The sequence below is a fragment of the Anaerotignum propionicum genome (genome assembly GCF_024461735.1).
In the GTDB taxonomy this organism is placed as follows: Bacteria; Bacillota; Clostridia; order Lachnospirales; family Anaerotignaceae; genus Chakrabartyella.
Genome location: NZ_JANGAD010000002.1, coordinates 457738 through 478344, shown reverse-complemented (window position 1 = coordinate 478344; position 20607 = coordinate 457738). Strand labels below are relative to the sequence as shown.

Here is a 20607-nt window from a genome sequence, read left to right as displayed (position 1 = left end):
CTTATGATTATTCAAAATCAATACACATTCCTACAATCTAAAACGAAACATAAACCGTTTACATAATGATATGAGACACAGCTTGTTCCCCCTCTTCCCTTATATCTTCAATACAAGAAATTTTCCATAAAAAAGCCCTCTTTATACATTGGCTAAAGAGGGCTTTTTTTATATTTTAAATTAATTTTCCTTTTCTGTTGTTTCATTGGTTGCAGTTTCTTCTGCTTGTTGCGTTTCTTCTTCCACCTGCCCTTGTTGTTCAGGGGCTTTTGCTAAGGGGTACTGCACATAAGCCTTGAATAGATCACCATCAATGGAAAGGGTAAACTTCCCTTTTTGTAAATCCACCAAACTTCTTGCAATATTTAACCCCAAACCACTTCCCTCTGTAGAACGGGAGCTGTCTCCCCGCACAAAGCGCTCCATTAATTCGTCAGGGGCGACATTCAACTGATCTCTGGAAGTATTCTTCATAGAAATCAAAGCAAATTTTCCTTTTTTAGAAATCTCCACATAAACCCTTGTTCCTGTTTGAGAATATTTACATGCATTGCTCAAAAGATTGCTTAATATACGCCAAGTCAAGTTCCCATCTACAAGACCATATATAGGTTCTTTTGCAGTAATTACTACTTCTAAGTTGGCCTTCTCCAGCTTTTCTTCATATTCCGCCACTGCCTGATGCACCAATTCACAAAGGTCAGTAGGCAGCAATTGGGCTGAAATATTCCCGGTTGATGCTTTGGAAGCCTCCACCAAATCCTCTGTGAGCTTCTTCAGCCTTCTTGACTGACGATCAAGAACCTCTAAGTATTCCTGTGCCTGCCCCGAAATCTCTTCCTTTTTCAATAAACCCACATAGTTGATAATAGATGTTAAGGGGGTTTTAATGTCATGGGATACATTGGTAATCAGCTCTGTTTTTAGACGTTCACTTTTTATTTTTTGTTCTATTGCAATTGCCGCTCCTTTAGATAGGCTGTTTAAATTGTTCCCATGTCTGCGGAAAACACGAAACATTCTAGAGGTATCAACTTTATAATCAAGATTACCGTTAGCCAACTGTTCCCCTGCCTTTTTTAGTTTCTGCAACTGATTCGAAACAGATAGCACCAAAACCAGAATAATGCAGTTCACAATAAATACTGTCCCGCTACTATTTGAGTTTGATAAATAAATAAGGGAAATGAATATCCACGCAGCGGCATATTTCCACGTCATAGGCAAAGCGGTAATGGTATCTTTGAATGTAACAAATACAGCCCCGGTAAATTTCCAACCAATGTGGAAAAACCAATAAGTAATAGAGTTTCTCCACCATTTCCCCATTTTTAACCGTGTGGCAATGGTCATTAACGCCGCAATTCCCAAAACAAGAAGATAAACCAAAGCCCCTAACATTAGCATAATATCTCTGAATTGATCAAAGGGATAGATAGCTTGACCCGCCATAATAGGCATTGCCGACAACAGCAAAATCATTCCGAAATAAATTTCCAAAGGGATGCGATCCTGGAGGTTTGATGTAACTTCATCGGTTTTCCCTCTATGGCCTGCTGCACACATTAAATAAATCAACGTGGCTAAAAATGTCAATATACTTGCTAGTGCTAAAACAAGAAGCCCCATGCGGAATTTATATGTCAAGTTGTAAAGCCTGTACGTCAGGGTATAATTATCCGAAGCCGTGATGGGCGTTTTCACATAGGCCTCCAGCTTGGCATCCATAGGTTCATCGTATGAGATCCACTCTCCGTCCACGGTATATTCATCATAAACATAAAAGTTATAGGTTTCTTTATAACCAGATTCCCCAGAGATATTTCCTTCTGATATCTTTTCACCGCTTGGGGTATAAATTTCAAATCCAAAGTTGGTACTCTTATTTTCCGCCCAACTTTTTAAATCCGTTGGACTATACCGATATAAATCCATAATTTCATCGGCATATTGATTGGTAATCCATTTACACCAAGGTGTGTCATAGTAAGAACGTGGGTTTCCGCTGTAAAAACCGCTTTCTCCCCCAACAAAAACTGCGGCTGAGCTGATGAAACTCAACATCCCGGAAATAACCACAAGAAACAAGGCCAACACTTTAAACCCAAGATTGTGGGTGACCTTTGTCATTCTTTAGCCTCCTTTTCAATTTTGTAGCCAAGCCCCCAAACCACCTTTAAATAGCGGGGTTCCGAGGGATTGATTTCGATTTTTTCTCGCAGATGACGAATGTGAACTGCAACAACACTACCAGAACCATATGCATCCTCATTCCAGATTTGTTCATAAATCTGTGTAGAGGAGAATACTCGTCCGGGGTTTTCCATCAGAAGCTTTAGAATATTATATTCACTAGGGGTTAGGGAAACAGGCTCCCCGTCAACGGTAACTGTTTTGGACTCATCATCTAAATCAATTCCTCCAATGACCAAATGGGATGCTTTTTTTGCCATTCCTCCTAAGGAAGTATATCTTCTTAGCTGAGAACGTACCCTTGCCATCACTTCTATGGGGTTAAACGGCTTTGTGATATAATCGTCTGCTCCAATATTCAATCCAAGAATCTTATCGCTGTCCTCACTTTTTGCGGTAAGCAAAATGATAGGTATATTTGAAGATTCCCGAAGCTTTGCCGTAGCTGAAATGCCATCCATCTGAGGCATCATAATGTCCATCAGAATCAAATGGATATCGTTGTTTTCTACCACCTTTAAAGCTTCTTTCCCTGTATAAGCAGTAAAAATCTTATAATTTTCTGTGGAAAGATATATTGATAACGCAGAAACGATGTCTTTCTCATCATCACAAATTAAAATATTGTACATGCCGTACACCTCCGTCATTCTGTAAATTCATTGTATAAAAAAGCCCTTAAGAATCAAACAGGAAATCATTTAATTTTCCTTTAAGATTAGATATTTCGCTTTTATTAAGATTTTTATTAAGTTCTTCTTAAAATATATACCCTATATTAGTATAAGACAATAAGAAGTTGAAAATCCTGAAAGGTGGTACATAAAGTGGACGAATTATTTTGGGTCGCGTTGGCCCTTGGTGCAGTGCTGAAACTAATCAGCTTATATTTTGGTGGGATTGCCTGCTTTGCCTTTAAAAAAGAAGTACAGTATCCTTCTGCAAAAAAACTGCGACGATTTGCAGTCCTTACCGCGGCAAGAAATGAGGAAGCAGTGATTGGAAACTTCATAGAAAGCATTCAAAAGCAAAACTATCCCATTGAATTGTTTGATGTATTCGTAATTCCTAATAATTGTACGGATAATACTGAACTCATGGCAAAAGCTTACGGCGCAGAAATCATACACTGTTCCTTCCCTGTATCCTGTAAAGGTGACGCTCTCCAGCAAGCATTGATGCAGTTAAGAAAAAAGGGCTATGACGCCTTTTGCGTCTTTGATTCTGATAATATTGTTAGCCCCGACTTTTTGTCCAAAATAAATGATGCCTTCGATGCAGGTGCAAAGGTAGCAAAGGGACGGTTGCTGGCCAGCAACCCCCATGCTTCTTGGGTTTCCGGCTGCTATAATATTTACTTTAACCTCTTCCACCTGTTTTTTAATAAGGCAAGAGGTGCCTGCGGCCTTTCTGCCAAACTGGTAGGTACGGGCTTCGCAGTACATAAAGATGTATTGGAAAGCTTAGGGGGATGGAATACCACTACCATCGCTGAGGATGCAGAATTTTCTGCCCAGTGTGCCCTCTTGGGTGAGCGGGTTTGGTGGGTTCCCGATGCTGTTACCTATGATGAACAGCCTGAATCCTTTCGGGTATCCTTGTTACAGCGTCGTCGCTGGTGCAGTGGCATCATGCAGGTAGGAAAGTTGCATTTTAAGCATCTTCTGCAGCGTGTTGTCAAACCCAATGGTGTTTATGCTGCAGACTTCACCATGTTTTTAATGGGAGCCTTTGCACAAGCCCTTTCCGTACTTCCCTTGGGGCTTACCCTTTTCGCAGCAATATTTGATGGGAAAGAAGGGATTTTCAATTTCATTCAGGCAATGGGAATCTACTTCCTACTCTACTATACGTTGATGTGTCTTATGGCAACAATGCTTACCCTGTATCAGGAAAAAATAGTATTTCCAAAAGAAATGCGCTCCGCAATTTTATTATTCCCTATTTTTATGGCATCATGGATTCCATTACAGGTTATCAGCTTGTTCCGAGAAACAAAAAGTTGGAAAGAAATTCAACACAATGGAAAAAGTAAAGATACTATCCCCACAGCTTAACATAAAAAAACGGCAGATAACAAGTCTGCCGTTTAGGATGGCAACGATGTTGTCATCCTTTTATATTTAATAGAACGAAATACTAGGAGATTGCAGGGTCTTGGAAAAGCCCTTTAAATGGGAAGATATATCAGCATGCCCCCTATATTTAATGATTAAAATGCGGTTATCTTTGAGCAAAAATATTTTTTTGTAATCGCTATTTTCTTCAAGCCAAGCTTGATCTAATCCTTCTTGTTCTATTTTGATAACATCTTTAGGTTCCATTAATTTTTGCAACAATTGATTTCCTAAAAATCTATATTTCGTTTCATAATATGACAAACTTAAATGTACTTCATCTCTTTCCCGAACCCCATCACTTTCATAAATGGCGTTACCATCCTGCTCCAGTTCATACTGAACAGGCACTAAAATCGATGTTTTGGTATCTACATATGTAAAATCGTTATAGTATTCTCTGTTTGGTTCTGCCGTTTCCAGCTCCTCTAGGGATACATAAGAAAACGGAATATCACTTTGATCAATTAAAACATCACTTTCGCTATTCCTTATCATTGTTATGACTGGAGCAAACATAAAAGCAAACATAAGCCCAGTAAGTAAAAATTCCACACGAAACCATTTTGTTGTAGGCATAAATGGGGAATCCATTTCTTCAGGCAAATTAAAGCTTTCCAATTTTCTTTTTAATAATATATTAGAGTGATATTCTCGCCTCGCTCCTATGAGATTGATTAAAAACGCAAATAAATAAACAACTCCAGAATCATAAGTCTTTCCCAAGGCATAATCATCCCACTTTAAATACAAAAAAAATAGCTGCATCCCCATCAAAGTAAGCACTGCCAACATAGAAAAAATAACACTTCTTTGTTTCTTTCTCCTTAACTCTTCATAAATAGCCCGTTCTTCCTCTCTAGAGAAAGGTATTGGCTTAGGATATTCAGATTCATTTGAAAAAACGAAAAGCAATTTTTGATAAGTGCCGACATAATGCCACCCCTCCTCTTCAAAAAGCTCTTTCATCTCCCGTGGAGGTGCATCCTCATCATACACAGTTGGTATTATTTTATATTTTATTTTTTGGCAATAATCATCCTGAAATACTGCTTTTCTTCCTGAAAAGGATTTCAAGACCAGGCCTTCCTCCCCCATCTGAGTAAACCATTGTTCCATTGCTGTTATATCATACATATTAACTGGTATCAATCGTTTTTCCATGAGATCCTCCTTAGTGTTACGAAAGCCAAAATATTTCATTTATACTATAACAAATATATCCAAATTTTGTCAAACAATCATATTTTAGTCTATCCTGATTCCTCATAGAAACAATCTAAAAATGCAGATAAACCCCAAGACTTTATAGTCATTGGAGTTCATCTGCATTATTTGAATTAAACTTAAAGAATGGGCTTTTTCAAGGCTTTATACCTTTCGGCATCTTCCCACAGTTCCATTTAGAACTTAAGCTTCAATCTTATTTTTTCTGCAATCCCCACATATACCGTATAGAATTAATTGCTCACAATTCACCTGAAAATCTAGTTCATCTTCAACCCTTTTATGAATTTCAGTCAATTCGTCTAAGAATAAATCTTGTACTTTTCCGCACTGTGTGCAAACAGTATGAGGATGGCATTTTACAACCGCATCATAACGAGAGCTACCCTCTCCAACATTTAGCTCCTGAACCAAACCAAGTTGCTTAAAATAATCTAAGGTTTTGTAAACCGTAGCCAAGCTCATGGTAGGATTTGTAGGCTCCAAAGCTCTGTAGATGGTTTCCGCATTAGGATGCTCTGTGGAATTTAACAGCATATTATATACTGCAATACGCTGAGGCGTTACTTTTAAACCTTTTTCTCTTAAAATTTGTGCAGTCTCTTTCATAATCAAAACCCCTAAGCGATAACTATTTTTATTTAATAGTAATATACAAGAAGGAATTAGTCAATAGAAATATTTCTCAAATCTAAAATTCCGTCTTACCTTCTATTGTTTTCAGTTTTTCTTTATGCTACAATTTGAAACATATGTGAAAGGAGGAACAAAGTATGCACATCGTACTATTAGAACCTGAAATACCTCAAAATGCAGGAAACATCGCAAGAACCTGTGCAGTAACCAATTCAGTTTTACACCTAATTAAACCCTTAGGGTTTTCTGTTGATGATAAATATTTAAAAAGAGCCGGTCTGGATTATTGGGAACTTCTTGATATTCGTTATTATGAAAATTTTCAAGATTTCATTGATAAGAATCAAGGAATCCGTCTCTGGATGGCGACCACAAAAGCCAGACATGTCTATACCGAGGTTCAATATCAAGAAAATGATTATTTCATGTTTGGAAAAGAAAGTGCGGGAATTCCGGAAGAAATTCTTATGGCTCACGAAGCAGGTACCATTCGCATCCCCATGCTGGAGGTGGCAAGAAGCCTAAACCTATCAAATTCCGTAGCAATCATTATTTATGAAGCCTTACGCCAGCAAGGCTTTAAAGGAATGCTTACCCAAGGCCAGCTTCATCATCATAGCTGGTAACAAACGCACAAAAACACCCATCGCCAAAGCAGGCGAGGGGTTATGTTACACATGATAAATCCACCGGATTTTCGAAAAAACCCGGTGGATGAACCTTTTCAACTTCTCATTTCGACTTAAATCTTTGTAATTATTTAAACAGCCCTTCTAAATTCTTTGCAATCACTACAGATCTTTGAACCATTTTTTCTAGATTCACCATATCCGTGCTTTGTCGTTCAGAATTTTGCAGGCTCATATCAGCATCTTGGATGGTGTGATTGATTTTCTCTCGAATTAACCCGTTTAAAACATCAATCTTAACAACCGTTTCATTGGAGCTTTCGGAAAGGGTATGAATTTCCTTTGCAACCACCGCAAACGTCTTTCCATCATTGCCTAATCTAGCTGCCTCAATAGACGCATTTAGGCCTAACAGCTTTGTTTGACTAATAATCTTGGCAATAGACTTCAAAACATCGGAAACCTCCCGGGTAACCTCACTCACCTCAGTTATTTTTGAGGAAAGTTCATTTTGATTTACGGACATTTCCTGTGCAGCATTCGTCAATGTTTCAATGGTTTTTGATATCTCCATAAAATTAACGGCTAGTTCCTTGGTCAAAACTTCTATTTCCAATCTATTGTAACCGTTATCTGCCAAAGCATTGACAACAATATATAAAACTTCCGCTGCCGCCTGAATATTTTTCATAGGGACCACATCGATTCTATGGGATGCGGACCATAATTCCTGCTCACTTAAGTTTAATTCTCTAGCTGTTTTCTTTATAATCTCTTCTTTTGGTGGATTATCTAAAATTTGTCCACCCAAAACAGTACCAATATGCCGTCCTTTGACTACAATTGGACAAGCAAAGTCGATTAAGTTCGCATGGCAAGAACCAACATAAGGTCTACCTAGTTTTACCGCTTTCATCCCCATTTCATCGTGACACTTGGCACATCTGGCATCACCAACGGAAGACATATGTACATAATTACTGCAAAAATCTCGGTAGTGACTTGGGGATGTAATCTCTCTTCCCTCTCTATCCACCGCAACTGCAGCACAGTTCATACCCAATGCAAAATTGTCTAAAAAATTCTGCAAAATATTAATATCAATAATATCTGTTACTTCAAGCCTGTCCAAACTAACTATCCCATTTACCATTTCTACCATACCCAAGCCCCCTAAAATTGCATTAAACAACAATTACTGTTTGCATTTTTATACCTATCCAATTCTATGGTATCACTGCCATTTCTACCTGTCAATGTGGTAATACACCAATTTCCAAACATCTTTACTTTAGAAATAATGTCTTATTTTGTCATAAAAGTCAAAACATTGGTAGTTTTTTTTATAAAAAAGCTACATTTTCGTTTATTTTTTGTCAAAAATAATTCTAAACTTCAGAAATATCGAAAAAACATTTTCTAACCTTGAAAATTTGCTGTATAAAAACAGTATTAAACAAAAAACCCCATATAATTGTTAGAATAACAAATCATATGGGGTAATCTTTATTATTATTTTTTTTCCATTCCCTCTATCGATGCAAAGAATTGTTCATAGGTATCTCCCCATTTTTTCCGAGGTTCCGTGGCACCAATACAGCCGTCCTCCAAGTCAGATAAATACCTTGCCCCTTGCTGATAAATCTCCCCTACTGTTACACCACAGCCTAATTCTGTGGATAATTCACAAAGAGCCAGCTCTGGATCCTTTGCATTTCTTGTTTCTAATATTCTTTTTCTCAAATCGCTGTCTGTTCTAGCCTTCTCCAGCAATTCAAATAATCCATCCTTTAACATTTTTCTCGCCTCCTTTTTTCTCAGTATTTCCAGAGAAAAACAGGAACATACTGAAAATTCCTGTAAAAATTTATAAATAAAAAAAGGATATCCCTTTAAGCATATCCTTTTCTAATGCCACAACCCTTCCATTACCAAGTTATTTTGAAATATGCGAAATAGCTATATTTCATTTTTTCCAAACCTTGTGTCAAAAACCATTCTAGCTTTACTTTTACCATGTGCTTCCAAAGCACGGAAATCCTTCATCTTGCATTGGCATATTTCCTCATGAAAAATTTCAACGAAAACGGATTTTTGTTCCTTCTTTAACATATCAATCCATTTGCTCTGGCACTGTCTTCAATGGCTTCTACCACCAAATCCAAATCCTCTTTGCTATGTCCCGCAGAAATAATAAAACGCAATCGTGCTTTTTTCTTAGGCACCATAGGAAATTTAATGGCTTGGGCAAAAACGCCCTTTTCAAATAAATCCTCACTCATTTTCTGAGCCAATTCTTCATCTCCCACAATGACAGGGATAATAGGGGTTACCGTTGTTCCTATATTCAATCCAAGCTTGGTTATGCGGTTTGCAAAATACTCTCTGTTTTCCCATAGTTTAGCTACATATGACCCATCCTGTGAAATCATTTCCACAGCCTTTAGTGCCGCCGCCGCAAGACAAGGAGCCATAGGGGAAGCGGTAAAAATAAAACTTCTAGCCTTTGGACGCAGCGCCTCAATCAGCTCCCTTGATCCTGCTACAAAGCCCCCTGCCGAACCAAAAGCCTTAGACAAAGAGCCCGTTTCTACGTTCACACGGCTTCGCAGTCCAAAATGATCCACAGTCCCTTTTCCCCTAGGTCCCATCACACCATCACCATGGGCATCATCTACCATAAGCATTGCTCCATATCTTTCAGCCAAATCAGCAATTTCAGGAAGCGGTGCCAAATCGCCATCCATACTAAATACGCCATCAGTCACAATCAGCTTTTTTCCTGTTACAGGCTCTTTTAAAATACCCTCTAAGGAACCCATATTTTTATGTTCATACACCTTAATCTGGGCGCCGGAAAGTCTGCAACCATCTATAATACTGCCATGATTCAGTGCATCGCTGTAAATAACATCCCCTTTGCCTGCCAAAAAAGGAATTACCCCCGTATTTGCAGAAACTCCACAATTAAAAACCAGTATTGCCTCCACTTCCTTAAACTCTGCCAATGCCTTTTCCAAAGCATCGTGAACAGGAAAATTACCCACAATATTTCTGCTGGCAGTAGGACCTACTCCATATTGATCTAAGGCATTCTTTGCTGCCAGTATTGCTTGAGGATGGCTGGCAAGACCTAAATAATTATTGGATGCCATGTTAATCACTTCTCGTCCATCCAATTGAATGCGTGCCCCTTGGGGACTGTTTACCGTTCTGTACATATTATTTCTCCTTTCTTTTTCATTTGTATCACTAAAATCATGATTTCCTTCATAAAGATATCTATTTTATTATTATACCAAATCCAACTTTAGGAAACAACAAAGACAAAAAATGATGATCATTTCCACCTATAAACACTTACTGAGCAAAAAAACAAGCTTGAGAATCATTCCCAAGCCTGCCTTTTAATAATTACAATATAACAAATTCTTTTTTCTGTCTTCTTCGTTCCAGCTTCCTGTCCTTCCACTTCTCCAATTCCACAATAGGCAAAGGTAAGCATGCTAACCCTGCAACAATGAGCCATTCCCAAATACCCAAGGGAGCAACCTTAAACACTGTGGCCAAGGGCTGTACCATAATGACACCCACCTGGAGCACGATGCCAATGAGAAAGGCTCCAACCAGCCAAGTGTTTTCGAAGGGGCGAATGGAAAGCAAAGAATGCTCCGAGCGCATGTTAAATGCATGAATTAACTGAGAAATGGAAAGAACTGCAAAAGCCATGGTTCTTCCCGTAACATACATTTTTTCATCATCAAAATAGATATGTCCTATGGCAAAGGCCAATAATGCCAGCATACCAATCATCATACCCTCAACCATAATTTTTCCGCCCAATCCACCACCAAACAAGGTACTCTCCCGCTGTCTGGGGGGACGCTCCATGCAATCTCCTTCCACCGGATCCATGCCTAAAGCAATAGCTGGCAAAGAATCAGTTACTAAGTTTACCCATAACAACTGAATGGGAAGCAAAGGTGTTGCCCAGCCAAAGCACATTGCGGCGAAAATGGTTATAATTTCACCTATATTGCTGGATAACAGAAAATGTACGGCTTTACGAATATTATCGTAAATACCCCGCCCTTCTCGTACTGCCTCTACAATAGTGGCAAAATTATCGTCAGTCAAAATCATGTCTGCCGCACCCTTTGCCACTTCCGTGCCACTTTTGCCCATGGCACATCCAATATCCGCAGCCTTTAATGCCGGTGCATCGTTTACACCATCTCCTGTCATAGCAACCACACTGCCATCTTTTTGGTATGCTTTTACAATGCGCACCTTATGCTCTGGCGCAACCCTAGCAAAAACCGTACAATGTGCTGCAGCTTTTTCTAATTCCTCATCGGAAAGCTTGCTTAATTCCTGCCCGGTAATGCAGGTATCTCCTTTTTCATAAATACCCAACTGGGTTGCAATGGCTTGCGCCGTTAATGCATGGTCTCCCGTAATCATAACAGGACGGATACCCGCTTTTTTGCAAAGAAGAACTGCTCCTGCTACCTCCGGTCGCGGTGGGTCAATCATTCCTGCCATACCCACAAAAACCATGTCACACTCAATGCTATCCACCTTTGATAAATCCGGCTTCTTCTTCCATTCTCTAAATGCCACAGCAACAACCCTTAAGGCACCTGCCGCCATCTCCCCATTTTGCATGCGGGCTTTGCTTTTTTTGTTACTGTCGAAATGCACCTGATTATGCCCATCTAAACATTTATCACAACGTTCAAACAAAATATCTGGCGCCCCTTTGGTCACAGTCATCCAAGTTCCATCTCCCATGGCATGGAGTGTGGTCATCATTTTACGTTCCGATGAAAAAGGAATTTCCCCTTCTCTGGGCATCTCCCTCTGCACATCTTCAATGGCGATACCTCCTTCCTCCGCCGCCTCAGCCAATGCTCGTTCTGTGGGTTCTCCCACAAGCTTTCCCTTTTCACTTCGACAGTCATTGCAAAGTGAGAACAAAGTGAGAATTAATTGCCTTTTCTCATCATCTTTTTTCTTGCCATAATCGGCAAGCTTTACAACCTTCATTTTGTTTTGAGTTAATGTTCCGGTTTTATCCGAACAAATCACTGATGCACTGCCTAAGGTTTCCACTGCTGGCAATCGACGAATGATTGTGTTTTTCTTAGACATCCGTTGCATCCCAATGGCTAATACAATGGTTACGATTGCAGGTAAACCCTCGGGAATTGCGGCAACCGCTAAGCTGACAGAGGTCATAAACATACTAAATGCAGGTTCTTGACGTAATAAGCCCATGGCGAAAATAACAGCACAAATCACCAGTGCCCCCATGCCTAAGGTTTTTCCCGTTTCTCCCAGTTTTTTCTGTAGCGGCGTTTCCTGATCCTCTTGCTCTGCCAAAAGGTTTGCAATTCTACCGATTTCTGTATCCATACCTGTTGCAACTGCAACGGCTCGTCCGCTCCCTCCTAAAACAAAGCTTCCCGAGAGTACCATGTTTTTGCGATCACCCAATGCAGTTTCCTTGGGAAAAATACATGTCTCCTTTTCCACCGCTAAGGATTCCCCTGTAATGGCACTCTCCTCTGTTTTTAAACCACGGCTTTCAATCACTCTGCCATCTGCACATATGTATCCACCTGTCTCAAGAAGCATAATATCTCCAATTACAACTTCTTCTGCAGGGATTTCCATGCGCGTTCCGCCCCGAAGCACCACTGCTTTTGGCGCAGACATTTTCTTTAAAGCCTCCAACGCCTTCTGTGCTTTGCTCTCTTGAATCACACCTAAAAGAGCATTTAATACAACAATTGCAATAATGATTATGGAGTCAATAAATTCCTTTTCCCCATTTAGATAAGATACCCCAAAGGAAACAGCCGCTGCAACCAACAGCAGCATTATCATAAAGTCATTAAACTGGGCAAAAAACCTTCTGACAATGCCTGCATTTGTTCCCTCCTGATGAAGAAGATTCTTACCGTTCTCCATCAGCCTTTTTTTTGCCTCCTCTAAGGAAAGTCCATTTCCCAAGGATGTCCCCAAAGACTGACCTACTTCCTTTGATTCTTTATTCCACCAATCCATATGCTCACACCCGTCCTTTGTATTTTTATCGGTTTGTCCTCTTTTTCATATTTATGTGGTCATGCCCAAAAAAATTCCTCCTGCATACTATGTAAATCAGGAGGTGTTTCCTTATGTTTTTTAGTTTGCTCCTTGCCTTTTCTCTTAGTATAGATGCTTTGGGCATTGGCATCTCTTATGGATTGCGTCGTATCACATTCCCAGCCGCATCCAAATTTTTATTAGCATTAGAAACTTTTTTGATGATGGAAGTATTTATTATGGTGGGACGCGGGCTTGCACTGTTACTTCCCTCCGCCACGGGTGAGACCTTAGCGCCCTGCTTCTTACTTCTATTCGGTCTATGGCTTTGCTTACAAGGGTTTCGGAAGGCGAAAGAACCGCCATCACCCTTGGCATCTGTTCATCAGCCTTCTGTTTGCGATAAAGATGCATCCCAAACTTTAGACCCAAAGGAAACCCTCCTCCTTGGTTTTATTCTTTCTTTGGATTCCTTGGGTGTTGGTATTAGTGCAGCGGCTTCCGGTATGGAGATCGGTAAGCTTCCAGTATTCGCCGCAATATTCCAAGTTGTTTTTCTCTCTTTAGGGGCTTTTTGTGGCAAAAAGCTAACAAATACTGAAAAGATTCGAGAAAATCTTTGGACTACAATTTCCGGAGGGATTCTTATTTTCATTGCAATCCTACGGCTTATATAATTTTTGTTCTCCAAAGGAATTTATCTCAAAAGAGTTACCATTGAAATACCCATGTTTTCATCTCCCCCAAATCATGATATACTCATTAAAATGGAGGTGATTAACATGTTTACGTCTTTTAATAGTCTTGTCATATATTCTGCCCATTCTTTGGATGAGCAAGGGCTGATGCGCCAATTCTTAGAGCAGGCCGGCATTGATTATTCTGTGTCTGCAGTGGATGCCAATGCACCCAAAGGTTTTTATCCAGCTATTTCGCCGGAGCTTTTATTCACACAGACTATTGATTATATTTTTTATGTCCGTAAGAAGGATTTTGATAGAGCAAAAGCCCATATCCAGTCAAATTGGCACTGGGAGGAAAGTAATTAATTCTTTAGAATTCCCCCAGCCTGCACATATAGGAAAAAAAGATTTCATTTTGCTCTTTCCCTTGTATTATTTTCAAAGAAAAAAAGCCCTTGCATCGTAGAAGATTTTCTTCACGTCATTGCATTGGGCTTTTTTGGTGTCTAACCACTAACAGATTCTAATTTAGAATTCTAAGAAGAATCTAAATAAAGGCATCAAATTCATTTACATAAAATAGAATAACTCCTCAAATTTCTTATCCAAAGCAATATAGATAATGCTTTGGAAATTACTTCATTCCATGTTGAACGAATGTATAAGGCATTACAGTTTTTCAATCCAGTATACCCCTGCTTTATTTAAAAACTCAGCGCAGCCCTTTACCTCACTGTCATAATAGGCAGTAAAGCGCTCATCCATTACATACAAATCGATAATGCCCAGATGCCTTTCCTTAGAATAGCTTTTACATGTCATACTCAACCAATCTTTATGCAAAAGCACAATTTGTTTCCCCTCTTGACTTTCAGGGGTAATCCCTTTGGTTACGGCTGCCTTTAAGCTTGCAAGAATTTCTTCCTCCAATGCTTTAAATTTTTCATAATCTTTCTCCGTCATGCCCTTCATCTTCTGCACAGATTCTTCCATAGAGGCATCTCCGTACTTCTCACGTACCTCCTGTCCGTATTTCTCCTCATTTTCCAGTATTACTCTTTCTTTCCAGATTTCAAAACGTTCCTGATCACTCATTCTGCTCTCTCCTTTTTTCGCTGCAATTGTTTTTTTCACAATGGAGATTAGGCCTTCTAACCTTTGTTTCTGATTTTCAAGCTCTTCTAAATGGTTGTGCAAGGCAATAAGGATATCAAAATCTCTTTCATATACAATGTTCTTAATTTCCTCTAATCCAAAGCCTCTTTCCTTATAAAAAAGAATTTGTTGCAATAATTCAATTTCCTTTTCTCCATAAAAGCGATATCCCGCCTGGTTGGAACGCAAAGGTAATAATAAACCAATTTCATCATAGTATCGCAGAGTGCGTGCACTAACTCCTGCCATTTCTGATAATTCTTTTATGCTGTATTCCATAAGACCACCTCCTTTTGTAAAAATAGAATACCTCTTGACGCAACGTCAAAGTCAATAACAATTTGAAAATATATTTAAATTTCCCACTGGTAATTCCATGCAGAAAGCATAACATCTGAAAAACAGTAATGCTGTCTTTTGATATATTATTTCCAAAATCCATTTAACAATATGGTTTCCTTAGATATAACCTTTTTTCAACTAAAAACGAGTGGCAAAAAGCCACCCGTTAAAAGTTACAATATTTTAAACCGCTGTATTAAGACTCTTTTTATTTTCAATCAACTGCATTACAACAATAGCACCTATTGCCGAAATCCCAATCACGTCTGTAAGAGCACCTGGGTGAATCAGTAACAACCCACATGCGATACAAAGCACACGGATAATAAGCTTTAAATCTTTAAACATATATCCAATCATACCAGCTGCAATAGCAAACATACCAACAAAGGAAGTGATGACAACCTGAACAACCTGTAAAGGCGTTGTATCTATAAACAATAAAGCTTGGTTATAGGCAAACACATATGGAATGATAAAAGCTGCAATGGCAAGCATGGTTGCATTAAACGCCGTTTTCATAGGGTTCGCGCCGGCAATTGCCGCACCTGCATATGCCGCTAAGGCAACCGGTGGTGTAATATCTGCAACAATACCAAAATAGAACACAAACATATTTGCAGCAATGATATCCATATTCATGCCCGTAATTAAAATCGGCGCACAAGTTGTAGCCATAATAATGTAATTTGCTGTGGTTGGAACACCCATGCCCAAAATAATACAACAAACCATCGTCAACATCAGTGCGATGAGTAAATTATTCCCGGCGATAGATACAATTCCAGAAATGAAAATTTGTCCCAAACCAGTCATACTTACAACGCCGGCAATAATTCCAGCCATACCGCAAGCCGCCGCCACGGATAACGTACCTTTACCGCCACTCTCTAAGGCATTGAAAAACCCACCTACAGTCATACGATGCTCTTTATTAAACATACTAACGGCAATTGCAACCAAGGTTGCAAAAATTGCAGAACGAGACATGGTATATCCATCAATAATCATATATACCAATACAAGTAAAGGTAGAAGTAAATAGATATTTTTCACCAATTGACCAAACTTTGGCAATTCATTCTTGGGTATTCCCATTAATTTCAGTTTCTTTGCTTTAAAATGAACCATTAAGAAAATGCCTGAAAAATATAAGAAAGCGGGTAATATAGCCTTCTGAATAATGCTAGCATATTCCACACCACACATTTCAGCCATCAAAAACGCTGCCGCACCCATAATTGGAGGCATAATCTGTCCACCGGTAGATGCTGCCGCCTCAACTGCTCCTGCAAATTCAGGAGGATAGCCTGTTTTTTTCATCATAGGAATTGTAACACTACCTGTTGTAACCGTATTTCCTACAGAACTACCGGATACCATACCACACAAAGCACTGGAAATAACTGCAACCTTTGCAGGACCACCTGAGCTTGCTCCGGCGACTGAATTTGCACATTGAATGAAGAAATTCGATATACCTGTTGCCTCCAAAAATGCACCAAAAATAATAAATAAAACAATGAATGTAGAGCATACACCAATAGGCACACCAATTACACCTGTCGTTGTATAAAACAAATTATAAATAATTCTTCTCAGTGGCAGGCCACTGGAAAAAGCATAAATTACAAACCCTGTAGCTACAAGAATAATAGGAATACCTGTTACACGGCGACAAGCCTCAGTCAGTACCAAAATACCGATGATACCAAGAATAACCTCAAGCTGACCAATTCTAGTTGCCTTTTGTAAGATTTCATTGAAATTTACAACATAGTAAAAGAAGCTCCCTGAACCTGCAATTCCTAAAATCCAATCATACCAAGGAATATAATTCACCTTTTGCTTTGAGCCCTTTACTCGTGGAAAAATCGTAAATATCAGTAAAATTACCATTCCTAAAAATAAACAACGGCGAATCTGTTCACCCCAGTTTACAAATAAGTTCATATATACCATAAATAATGCAAATCCAATGAGCATGCATCTAACAATTATCTTAGGGATACCCTCAAAATGGCGGGTATTCGCTTCTCTATCATATTTTTTCATAACAGCTTCCAGGTCGGCACCTTTGACTTCCTCGTGGAACGCAGCTATTTCTTCCAAAGATATTTTCTCTTTCTTCTTAAACACTTTTTTACCTCCTCTTTTATTTCAGCATGCTTAAGCAACCGATATAAGGCTCTTTGGCACTGCTCAATCATTAGCCGTTGCCATAATAATAATCAGTTCTTTGCAATTTGCTTTTTTGTTCCTCTTTCATAGATAAAAGAAACTGTTCTATCTTTGCCACAGAGCCGACGTAGACTGATTTCCTCCCCATTTATCAGTAAAATGTGGTCATACACAGGGCTAACGTTATAGGAAAGATCGGCGATGGGCTTATCAATCCCAGAAATAATCATAGAGCCATCTTTTCCATATGTTAATGACTGCCCTTCTTCCAACTCTGTTTGTACCCCTGCACCGAAATTATAGTATACCGTTTCAAATACAACAATTCCGCCATTCTCAATACGATACCGATCCTCTACCGGCGACTTATTCACAGAATGTTTGAATCGCACAGAAAATTCCCCGCCTTCTTCCATGGGGTAACTTGCGAGAATTTTGCCTGTTTTCCCGTTCCGCAATATCAGGCAATCTTCTGTATGGTTCACATGAAAAATAGCAGTTGCAATAATAACAGCTATTATTGCAACCACTATACCAACAATCTGCTTGAAACTGAATTTGCAGCCCTTTAACAATTAGTTTTTAACACCAATTTCTTTAAAGTATTTCTCAGCACCGGGATGGAAAGGAACGGAAATGCCCTGTACTGCTAAAGCTGGATCCAATTCTGCAAATTTAGCATTGCTGCTTGCCAGTGCATCTTTATTTTCAAAGAGCGCTTTTGTCAGTTCATAAATGGTATCTTCAGATGTATCATTTGAAGCAATCAAGGTTGCACGAACACTTAATGTCTGAACATCGTCTTTTACACCATTATAAGTTCCACCTGGAATAACTGTTTTTGTATAGAAAGGATATTGTTCAATTAATGCCGTAGCGTGCTCATCATCAATGGTTAATAAGTTGATGCTCTTAGAAATTGCCAAATCAACTACAGCTGTGGTAGGTGCACCTGCTGTAATGAATGCCGCATCAATTTTACCATCTTTAATAGAGTCAGCGGCATCACCAAAGCTGCCGTTTACTTTATTGATGTCCTTGTTAATGTCAAGGCCATAAGCTGCTAAAATCTGTGTTGCATTAAACTCAACACCGCTGCCTGCGTCACCAACGTTTACTGTTTTTCCCTTTAAATCAGCAATGCTGGTAATATTGGAACCTGCGATAATTTGGCAAGTCTCATCATAAATACCTGCAACTGCAGAAAATGTTTCGAATTTTCCTTCTGCTGCAAAAAGATCTGTACCATTGAAGGCATAGTACATTACATCATTCTGAACGATTGCAACATCAGAAACCTTATCGTCGATATCTAAAATATTGGCTTTGGATGCACCTGTGGAAACAACCTTCAGATTAACGTTTTCCATGGCATTATTCAATACAGTAGACATTGTTCCGCCAACTGCATAATAAGTGCCGGTAGTACCACCAGTGCCTAATGTCAATTCAACTGCACCGCCTGCGGGCTTGTCAGTACCGGTCTCCTCAGCAGGCTTATTATTGCCGCCGCCACAGCCTGTGAATGCCATCATTGCAGTTACAGCCAAAGCTGTTAAAGTTGCCAATCTTTTTTTCATTTACCCATCTCCTTATCCCTTTTTTCGCTTTATGCAATATTTTTCATTTATATACAATTTACATTTTATCATATATAGATATATACTTCAATGCAAAATTCATAGTTTTCCTTTATATTTCTGGCATTCAATTAATTTTTTTAATATTTTCTATAAAAAAACATAGTATTCCATTCATATAATTTATTAATTTTCATACAAAACTTAATTAATTATACTTAATTTCAATACTTACCCATGTGCTTCCTTTCTTCTAATTTATTATCTTTTTCTATCGTTTTAATGAATTTTTATAATTTTTTAATGAAAAGGTGTATATATAAGAACAATTCGTATATATACCTTCATTTTCCAGGTATGGACAATCTGATTCTATGTGTGTAAAATAGATATGTAACATCGCTTAAACAAAAGGAGAATTCCAATGTATACACACACAGTGCAATATGGAAGCATAAAAATAGAATTTGAGCTAATTCGTAAGGAAGTCAGATATATTAACCTTCGTGTAAACAAGCATGGAAAGGTTGTTGTTTCTGCTGCAAAAAATGTCCCCCTTGCAATTATAAAAGAATTTGTTGAATCAAAATCAGACTGGATCATCACCCATCTTGCAGAAATAGAAAAACTACGTCAAAGTATACCCCCTATCGGTTTTTATGAGGGAAAAACCCTTTATTATCTTGGTAAGGCCTATAGCTTGGAATTAGCAGAAGGTCCTGCAAAAATAGAGTTACTTGGGGAGACCATTTCTATGACTTCCCAGCACATCACAGAAAATGCTTTGTGGGAGGAGTATCTGCATTGGTTGAAGGAACAAGCAAAAGTTAAATTTGAGGAAATTATGTCTCGCATTTATCCTTTGGTAGAGCCCTATGGCATTTCTCGCCCTGTGATTCAAATTAGAAATATGAAGACACTTTGGGGAAGTTGCACCACAACGGGAAAAACCATTCGCCTGAATTTACAATTGATGAAAGCACCGGAAGAATGCATTGAACAGGTTATCCTCCATGAGCTGATACATTTCCTTTATCGCAATCATGGAAATGATTTTTATGCTATGTTAAGTACCTTAATGCCCGATTGGAAAGACAGAAAAAAAGCACTGGAGTCGAAATATAAAGATTATGTGTGAAATTTGTTTGAAAGGTTTTGTTGACAAACTCTTTCAATAGGCATATAATGAACGAGATGGTTTCAAATCCATATTTTGCCGCGGAGTGGAGCAGTCCGGTAGCTCGTCGGGCTCATAACCCGAAGGTCGTCAGTTCAAATCTGGCCTCCGCAATGATAACCCCCTAGAATGCAAGGTTCTAGGGGTGTTTTTTTGCATTGATTTTTTTATGTTTTCTTTAAAATATGTAAATTATTTCAAAATTCATTGACGCATCCTTGCTTGGCTGATAATCTAATATGAAAAGACTCTATAAATTAAGAATAAGATAGAACGTATAAGATAACAAGATAAGGGCTTTTGAGAAAGAAGTATGAACTTAGCTTCATCCTCATTCAGCTTACAAAACAGATAATTAGGAGGTTCGTCATTTGACATTTCTACATATACTTTGTGTCATTCTGTCCATTTTCGTTTTCCCCATATATGTTCACATGCTAAGACAAATAAAGGACGATAAACCGGTAGCAGGCCATATTTTTATCCTTACAGTTTTCTTGTTTTCCTTTGTATCAATTGTCCTTAGAAATATGGATTAGCTTCGCCCCTGATTCTCCAATCTCGACAAGATGGAAAGCTTGGCAAACAAAAGAT

At 38.7% G+C, this 20607-nt stretch carries 17 protein-coding genes and 1 tRNA gene; 6 read left to right on the top strand and 12 right to left on the bottom strand.

Going from position 1 to position 20607, the window contains the following annotated elements; translation table 11 throughout:
• Positions 1-180 precede the first annotated feature (180 nt).
• Positions 181-2130: a HAMP domain-containing sensor histidine kinase gene (locus NE558_RS04835; RefSeq protein ID WP_256148780.1), complete on the bottom strand. Its 1950-nt coding sequence runs from the start codon at positions 2128-2130 to the stop codon at positions 181-183.
• Complete coding sequence (locus tag NE558_RS04830; RefSeq protein ID WP_256148779.1) at positions 2127-2825, bottom strand: response regulator transcription factor; 699 nt, start codon at positions 2823-2825, stop codon at positions 2127-2129. The genes NE558_RS04835 and NE558_RS04830 overlap by 4 nt, the downstream gene beginning before the upstream one ends.
• A 195-nt stretch (positions 2826-3020) precedes the next feature.
• Here NE558_RS04830 and NE558_RS04825 point away from each other — a divergent pair, with 195 nt between their 5' ends.
• Positions 3021-4250, top strand: coding sequence for a glycosyltransferase family 2 protein (locus tag NE558_RS04825; protein ID WP_256148778.1), 1230 nt, complete (start codon positions 3021-3023; stop codon positions 4248-4250).
• A gap of 66 nt (positions 4251-4316) precedes the next feature.
• Here the strand turns inward: NE558_RS04825 and NE558_RS04820 are convergent, their stop codons facing one another.
• Entirely contained in the window at positions 4317-5474 is a 1158-nt protein-coding gene (locus NE558_RS04820; RefSeq protein WP_256148777.1) for a DUF2812 domain-containing protein, read from the bottom strand.
• Between the two features lie 246 nt (positions 5475-5720).
• Positions 5721-6146, bottom strand: coding sequence for a Fur family transcriptional regulator (locus tag NE558_RS04815; protein WP_256148776.1), 426 nt, complete (start codon positions 6144-6146; stop codon positions 5721-5723).
• Between the two features lie 164 nt (positions 6147-6310).
• Here NE558_RS04815 and trmL point away from each other — a divergent pair, with 164 nt between their 5' ends.
• A complete protein-coding gene (gene trmL, locus NE558_RS04810; RefSeq protein WP_256148775.1) occupies positions 6311-6799 on the top strand; it encodes a tRNA (uridine(34)/cytosine(34)/5-carboxymethylaminomethyluridine(34)-2'-O)-methyltransferase TrmL in 489 nt (162 codons plus the stop codon).
• A gap of 130 nt (positions 6800-6929) precedes the next feature.
• On the opposite strand, the gene NE558_RS04805 is transcribed toward trmL, so the two are convergent.
• From NE558_RS04805 to NE558_RS04790, 4 genes are all read right to left on the bottom strand, one after another.
• Positions 6930-7964, bottom strand: coding sequence for a PocR ligand-binding domain-containing protein (locus NE558_RS04805; RefSeq protein WP_256148774.1), 1035 nt, complete (start codon positions 7962-7964; stop codon positions 6930-6932).
• 350 nt (positions 7965-8314) lie between these two features.
• On the bottom strand, positions 8315-8599 hold the full coding sequence (locus NE558_RS04800) for a hypothetical protein (RefSeq protein WP_256148773.1): 285 nt from the start codon (positions 8597-8599) through the stop codon (positions 8315-8317).
• Positions 8600-8907: 308 nt separating this feature from the next.
• The gene (locus NE558_RS04795) at positions 8908-10023 is read right to left on the bottom strand and encodes an aminotransferase class I/II-fold pyridoxal phosphate-dependent enzyme (RefSeq protein ID WP_256148772.1); all 1116 of its coding nucleotides are present in this window, start codon (positions 10021-10023) and stop codon (positions 8908-8910) included.
• A gap of 193 nt (positions 10024-10216) precedes the next feature.
• Positions 10217-12874, bottom strand: coding sequence for a calcium-translocating P-type ATPase, PMCA-type (locus tag NE558_RS04790; RefSeq protein WP_256148771.1), 2658 nt, complete (start codon positions 12872-12874; stop codon positions 10217-10219).
• A gap of 113 nt (positions 12875-12987) precedes the next feature.
• Here NE558_RS04790 and NE558_RS04785 point away from each other — a divergent pair, with 113 nt between their 5' ends.
• Together NE558_RS04785 and NE558_RS04780 are read left to right on the top strand one after the other, a co-directional pair.
• Positions 12988-13572: a manganese efflux pump gene (locus tag NE558_RS04785; RefSeq protein WP_256148770.1), complete on the top strand. Its 585-nt coding sequence runs from the start codon at positions 12988-12990 to the stop codon at positions 13570-13572.
• Positions 13573-13677: 105 nt separating this feature from the next.
• Positions 13678-13944, top strand: a complete 267-nt coding sequence (locus NE558_RS04780) for a hypothetical protein (RefSeq protein WP_256148769.1) — start codon at positions 13678-13680, stop codon at positions 13942-13944.
• Between the two features lie 303 nt (positions 13945-14247).
• On the opposite strand, the gene NE558_RS04775 is transcribed toward NE558_RS04780, so the two are convergent.
• The 4 genes from NE558_RS04775 to NE558_RS04760 form a co-directional block, all read right to left on the bottom strand.
• On the bottom strand, positions 14248-15012 hold the full coding sequence (locus NE558_RS04775) for a MerR family transcriptional regulator (protein WP_256148768.1): 765 nt from the start codon (positions 15010-15012) through the stop codon (positions 14248-14250).
• 246 nt (positions 15013-15258) lie between these two features.
• Positions 15259-17214 (bottom strand): TRAP transporter permease, encoded by a 1956-nt coding sequence (locus NE558_RS04770; RefSeq protein WP_256148767.1) that lies wholly within the window; start codon positions 17212-17214, stop codon positions 15259-15261.
• 92 nt (positions 17215-17306) lie between these two features.
• Positions 17307-17786 carry a DUF1850 domain-containing protein gene (locus NE558_RS04765; RefSeq protein WP_256148766.1) on the bottom strand — a complete coding sequence of 160 codons (480 nt, stop codon included), beginning with the start codon at positions 17784-17786 and terminating at the stop codon, positions 17307-17309.
• Positions 17787-17831: 45 nt separating this feature from the next.
• A complete protein-coding gene (locus tag NE558_RS04760; protein WP_256148765.1) occupies positions 17832-18836 on the bottom strand; it encodes a TAXI family TRAP transporter solute-binding subunit in 1005 nt (334 codons plus the stop codon).
• A gap of 424 nt (positions 18837-19260) precedes the next feature.
• On the opposite strand from NE558_RS04760, the gene NE558_RS04755 reads away from it, so the two are divergent.
• Entirely contained in the window at positions 19261-19974 is a 714-nt protein-coding gene (locus NE558_RS04755; protein WP_256148764.1) for a M48 family metallopeptidase, read from the top strand.
• Between the two features lie 79 nt (positions 19975-20053).
• A tRNA-Met gene (locus tag NE558_RS04750) sits at positions 20054-20127 on the top strand.
• Positions 20128-20607 lie beyond the last annotated feature (480 nt).

Coding starts and splice junctions, on each gene's coding strand:
- NE558_RS04835 (WP_256148780.1), bottom strand. CDS start 2,130: ATGACAAAGGTCACCCACAATCTTGGGTTTAAAGTGTTGGCCTTGTTT.
- NE558_RS04830 (WP_256148779.1), bottom strand. CDS start 2,825: ATGTACAATATTTTAATTTGTGATGATGAGAAAGACATCGTTTCTGCG.
- NE558_RS04820 (WP_256148777.1), bottom strand. CDS start 5,474: ATGGAAAAACGATTGATACCAGTTAATATGTATGATATAACAGCAATG.
- NE558_RS04815 (WP_256148776.1), bottom strand. CDS start 6,146: ATGAAAGAGACTGCACAAATTTTAAGAGAAAAAGGTTTAAAAGTAACG.
- trmL (WP_256148775.1), top strand. CDS start 6,311: ATGCACATCGTACTATTAGAACCTGAAATACCTCAAAATGCAGGAAAC.
- NE558_RS04805 (WP_256148774.1), bottom strand. CDS start 7,964: ATGGTAGAAATGGTAAATGGGATAGTTAGTTTGGACAGGCTTGAAGTA.
- NE558_RS04800 (WP_256148773.1), bottom strand. CDS start 8,599: ATGTTAAAGGATGGATTATTTGAATTGCTGGAGAAGGCTAGAACAGAC.
- NE558_RS04795 (WP_256148772.1), bottom strand. CDS start 10,023: ATGTACAGAACGGTAAACAGTCCCCAAGGGGCACGCATTCAATTGGAT.
- NE558_RS04790 (WP_256148771.1), bottom strand. CDS start 12,874: ATGGATTGGTGGAATAAAGAATCAAAGGAAGTAGGTCAGTCTTTGGGG.
- NE558_RS04785 (WP_256148770.1), top strand. CDS start 12,988: ATGTTTTTTAGTTTGCTCCTTGCCTTTTCTCTTAGTATAGATGCTTTG.
- NE558_RS04780 (WP_256148769.1), top strand. CDS start 13,678: ATGTTTACGTCTTTTAATAGTCTTGTCATATATTCTGCCCATTCTTTG.
- NE558_RS04775 (WP_256148768.1), bottom strand. CDS start 15,012: ATGGAATACAGCATAAAAGAATTATCAGAAATGGCAGGAGTTAGTGCA.
- NE558_RS04760 (WP_256148765.1), bottom strand. CDS start 18,836: ATGAAAAAAAGATTGGCAACTTTAACAGCTTTGGCTGTAACTGCAATG.
- NE558_RS04755 (WP_256148764.1), top strand. CDS start 19,261: ATGTATACACACACAGTGCAATATGGAAGCATAAAAATAGAATTTGAG.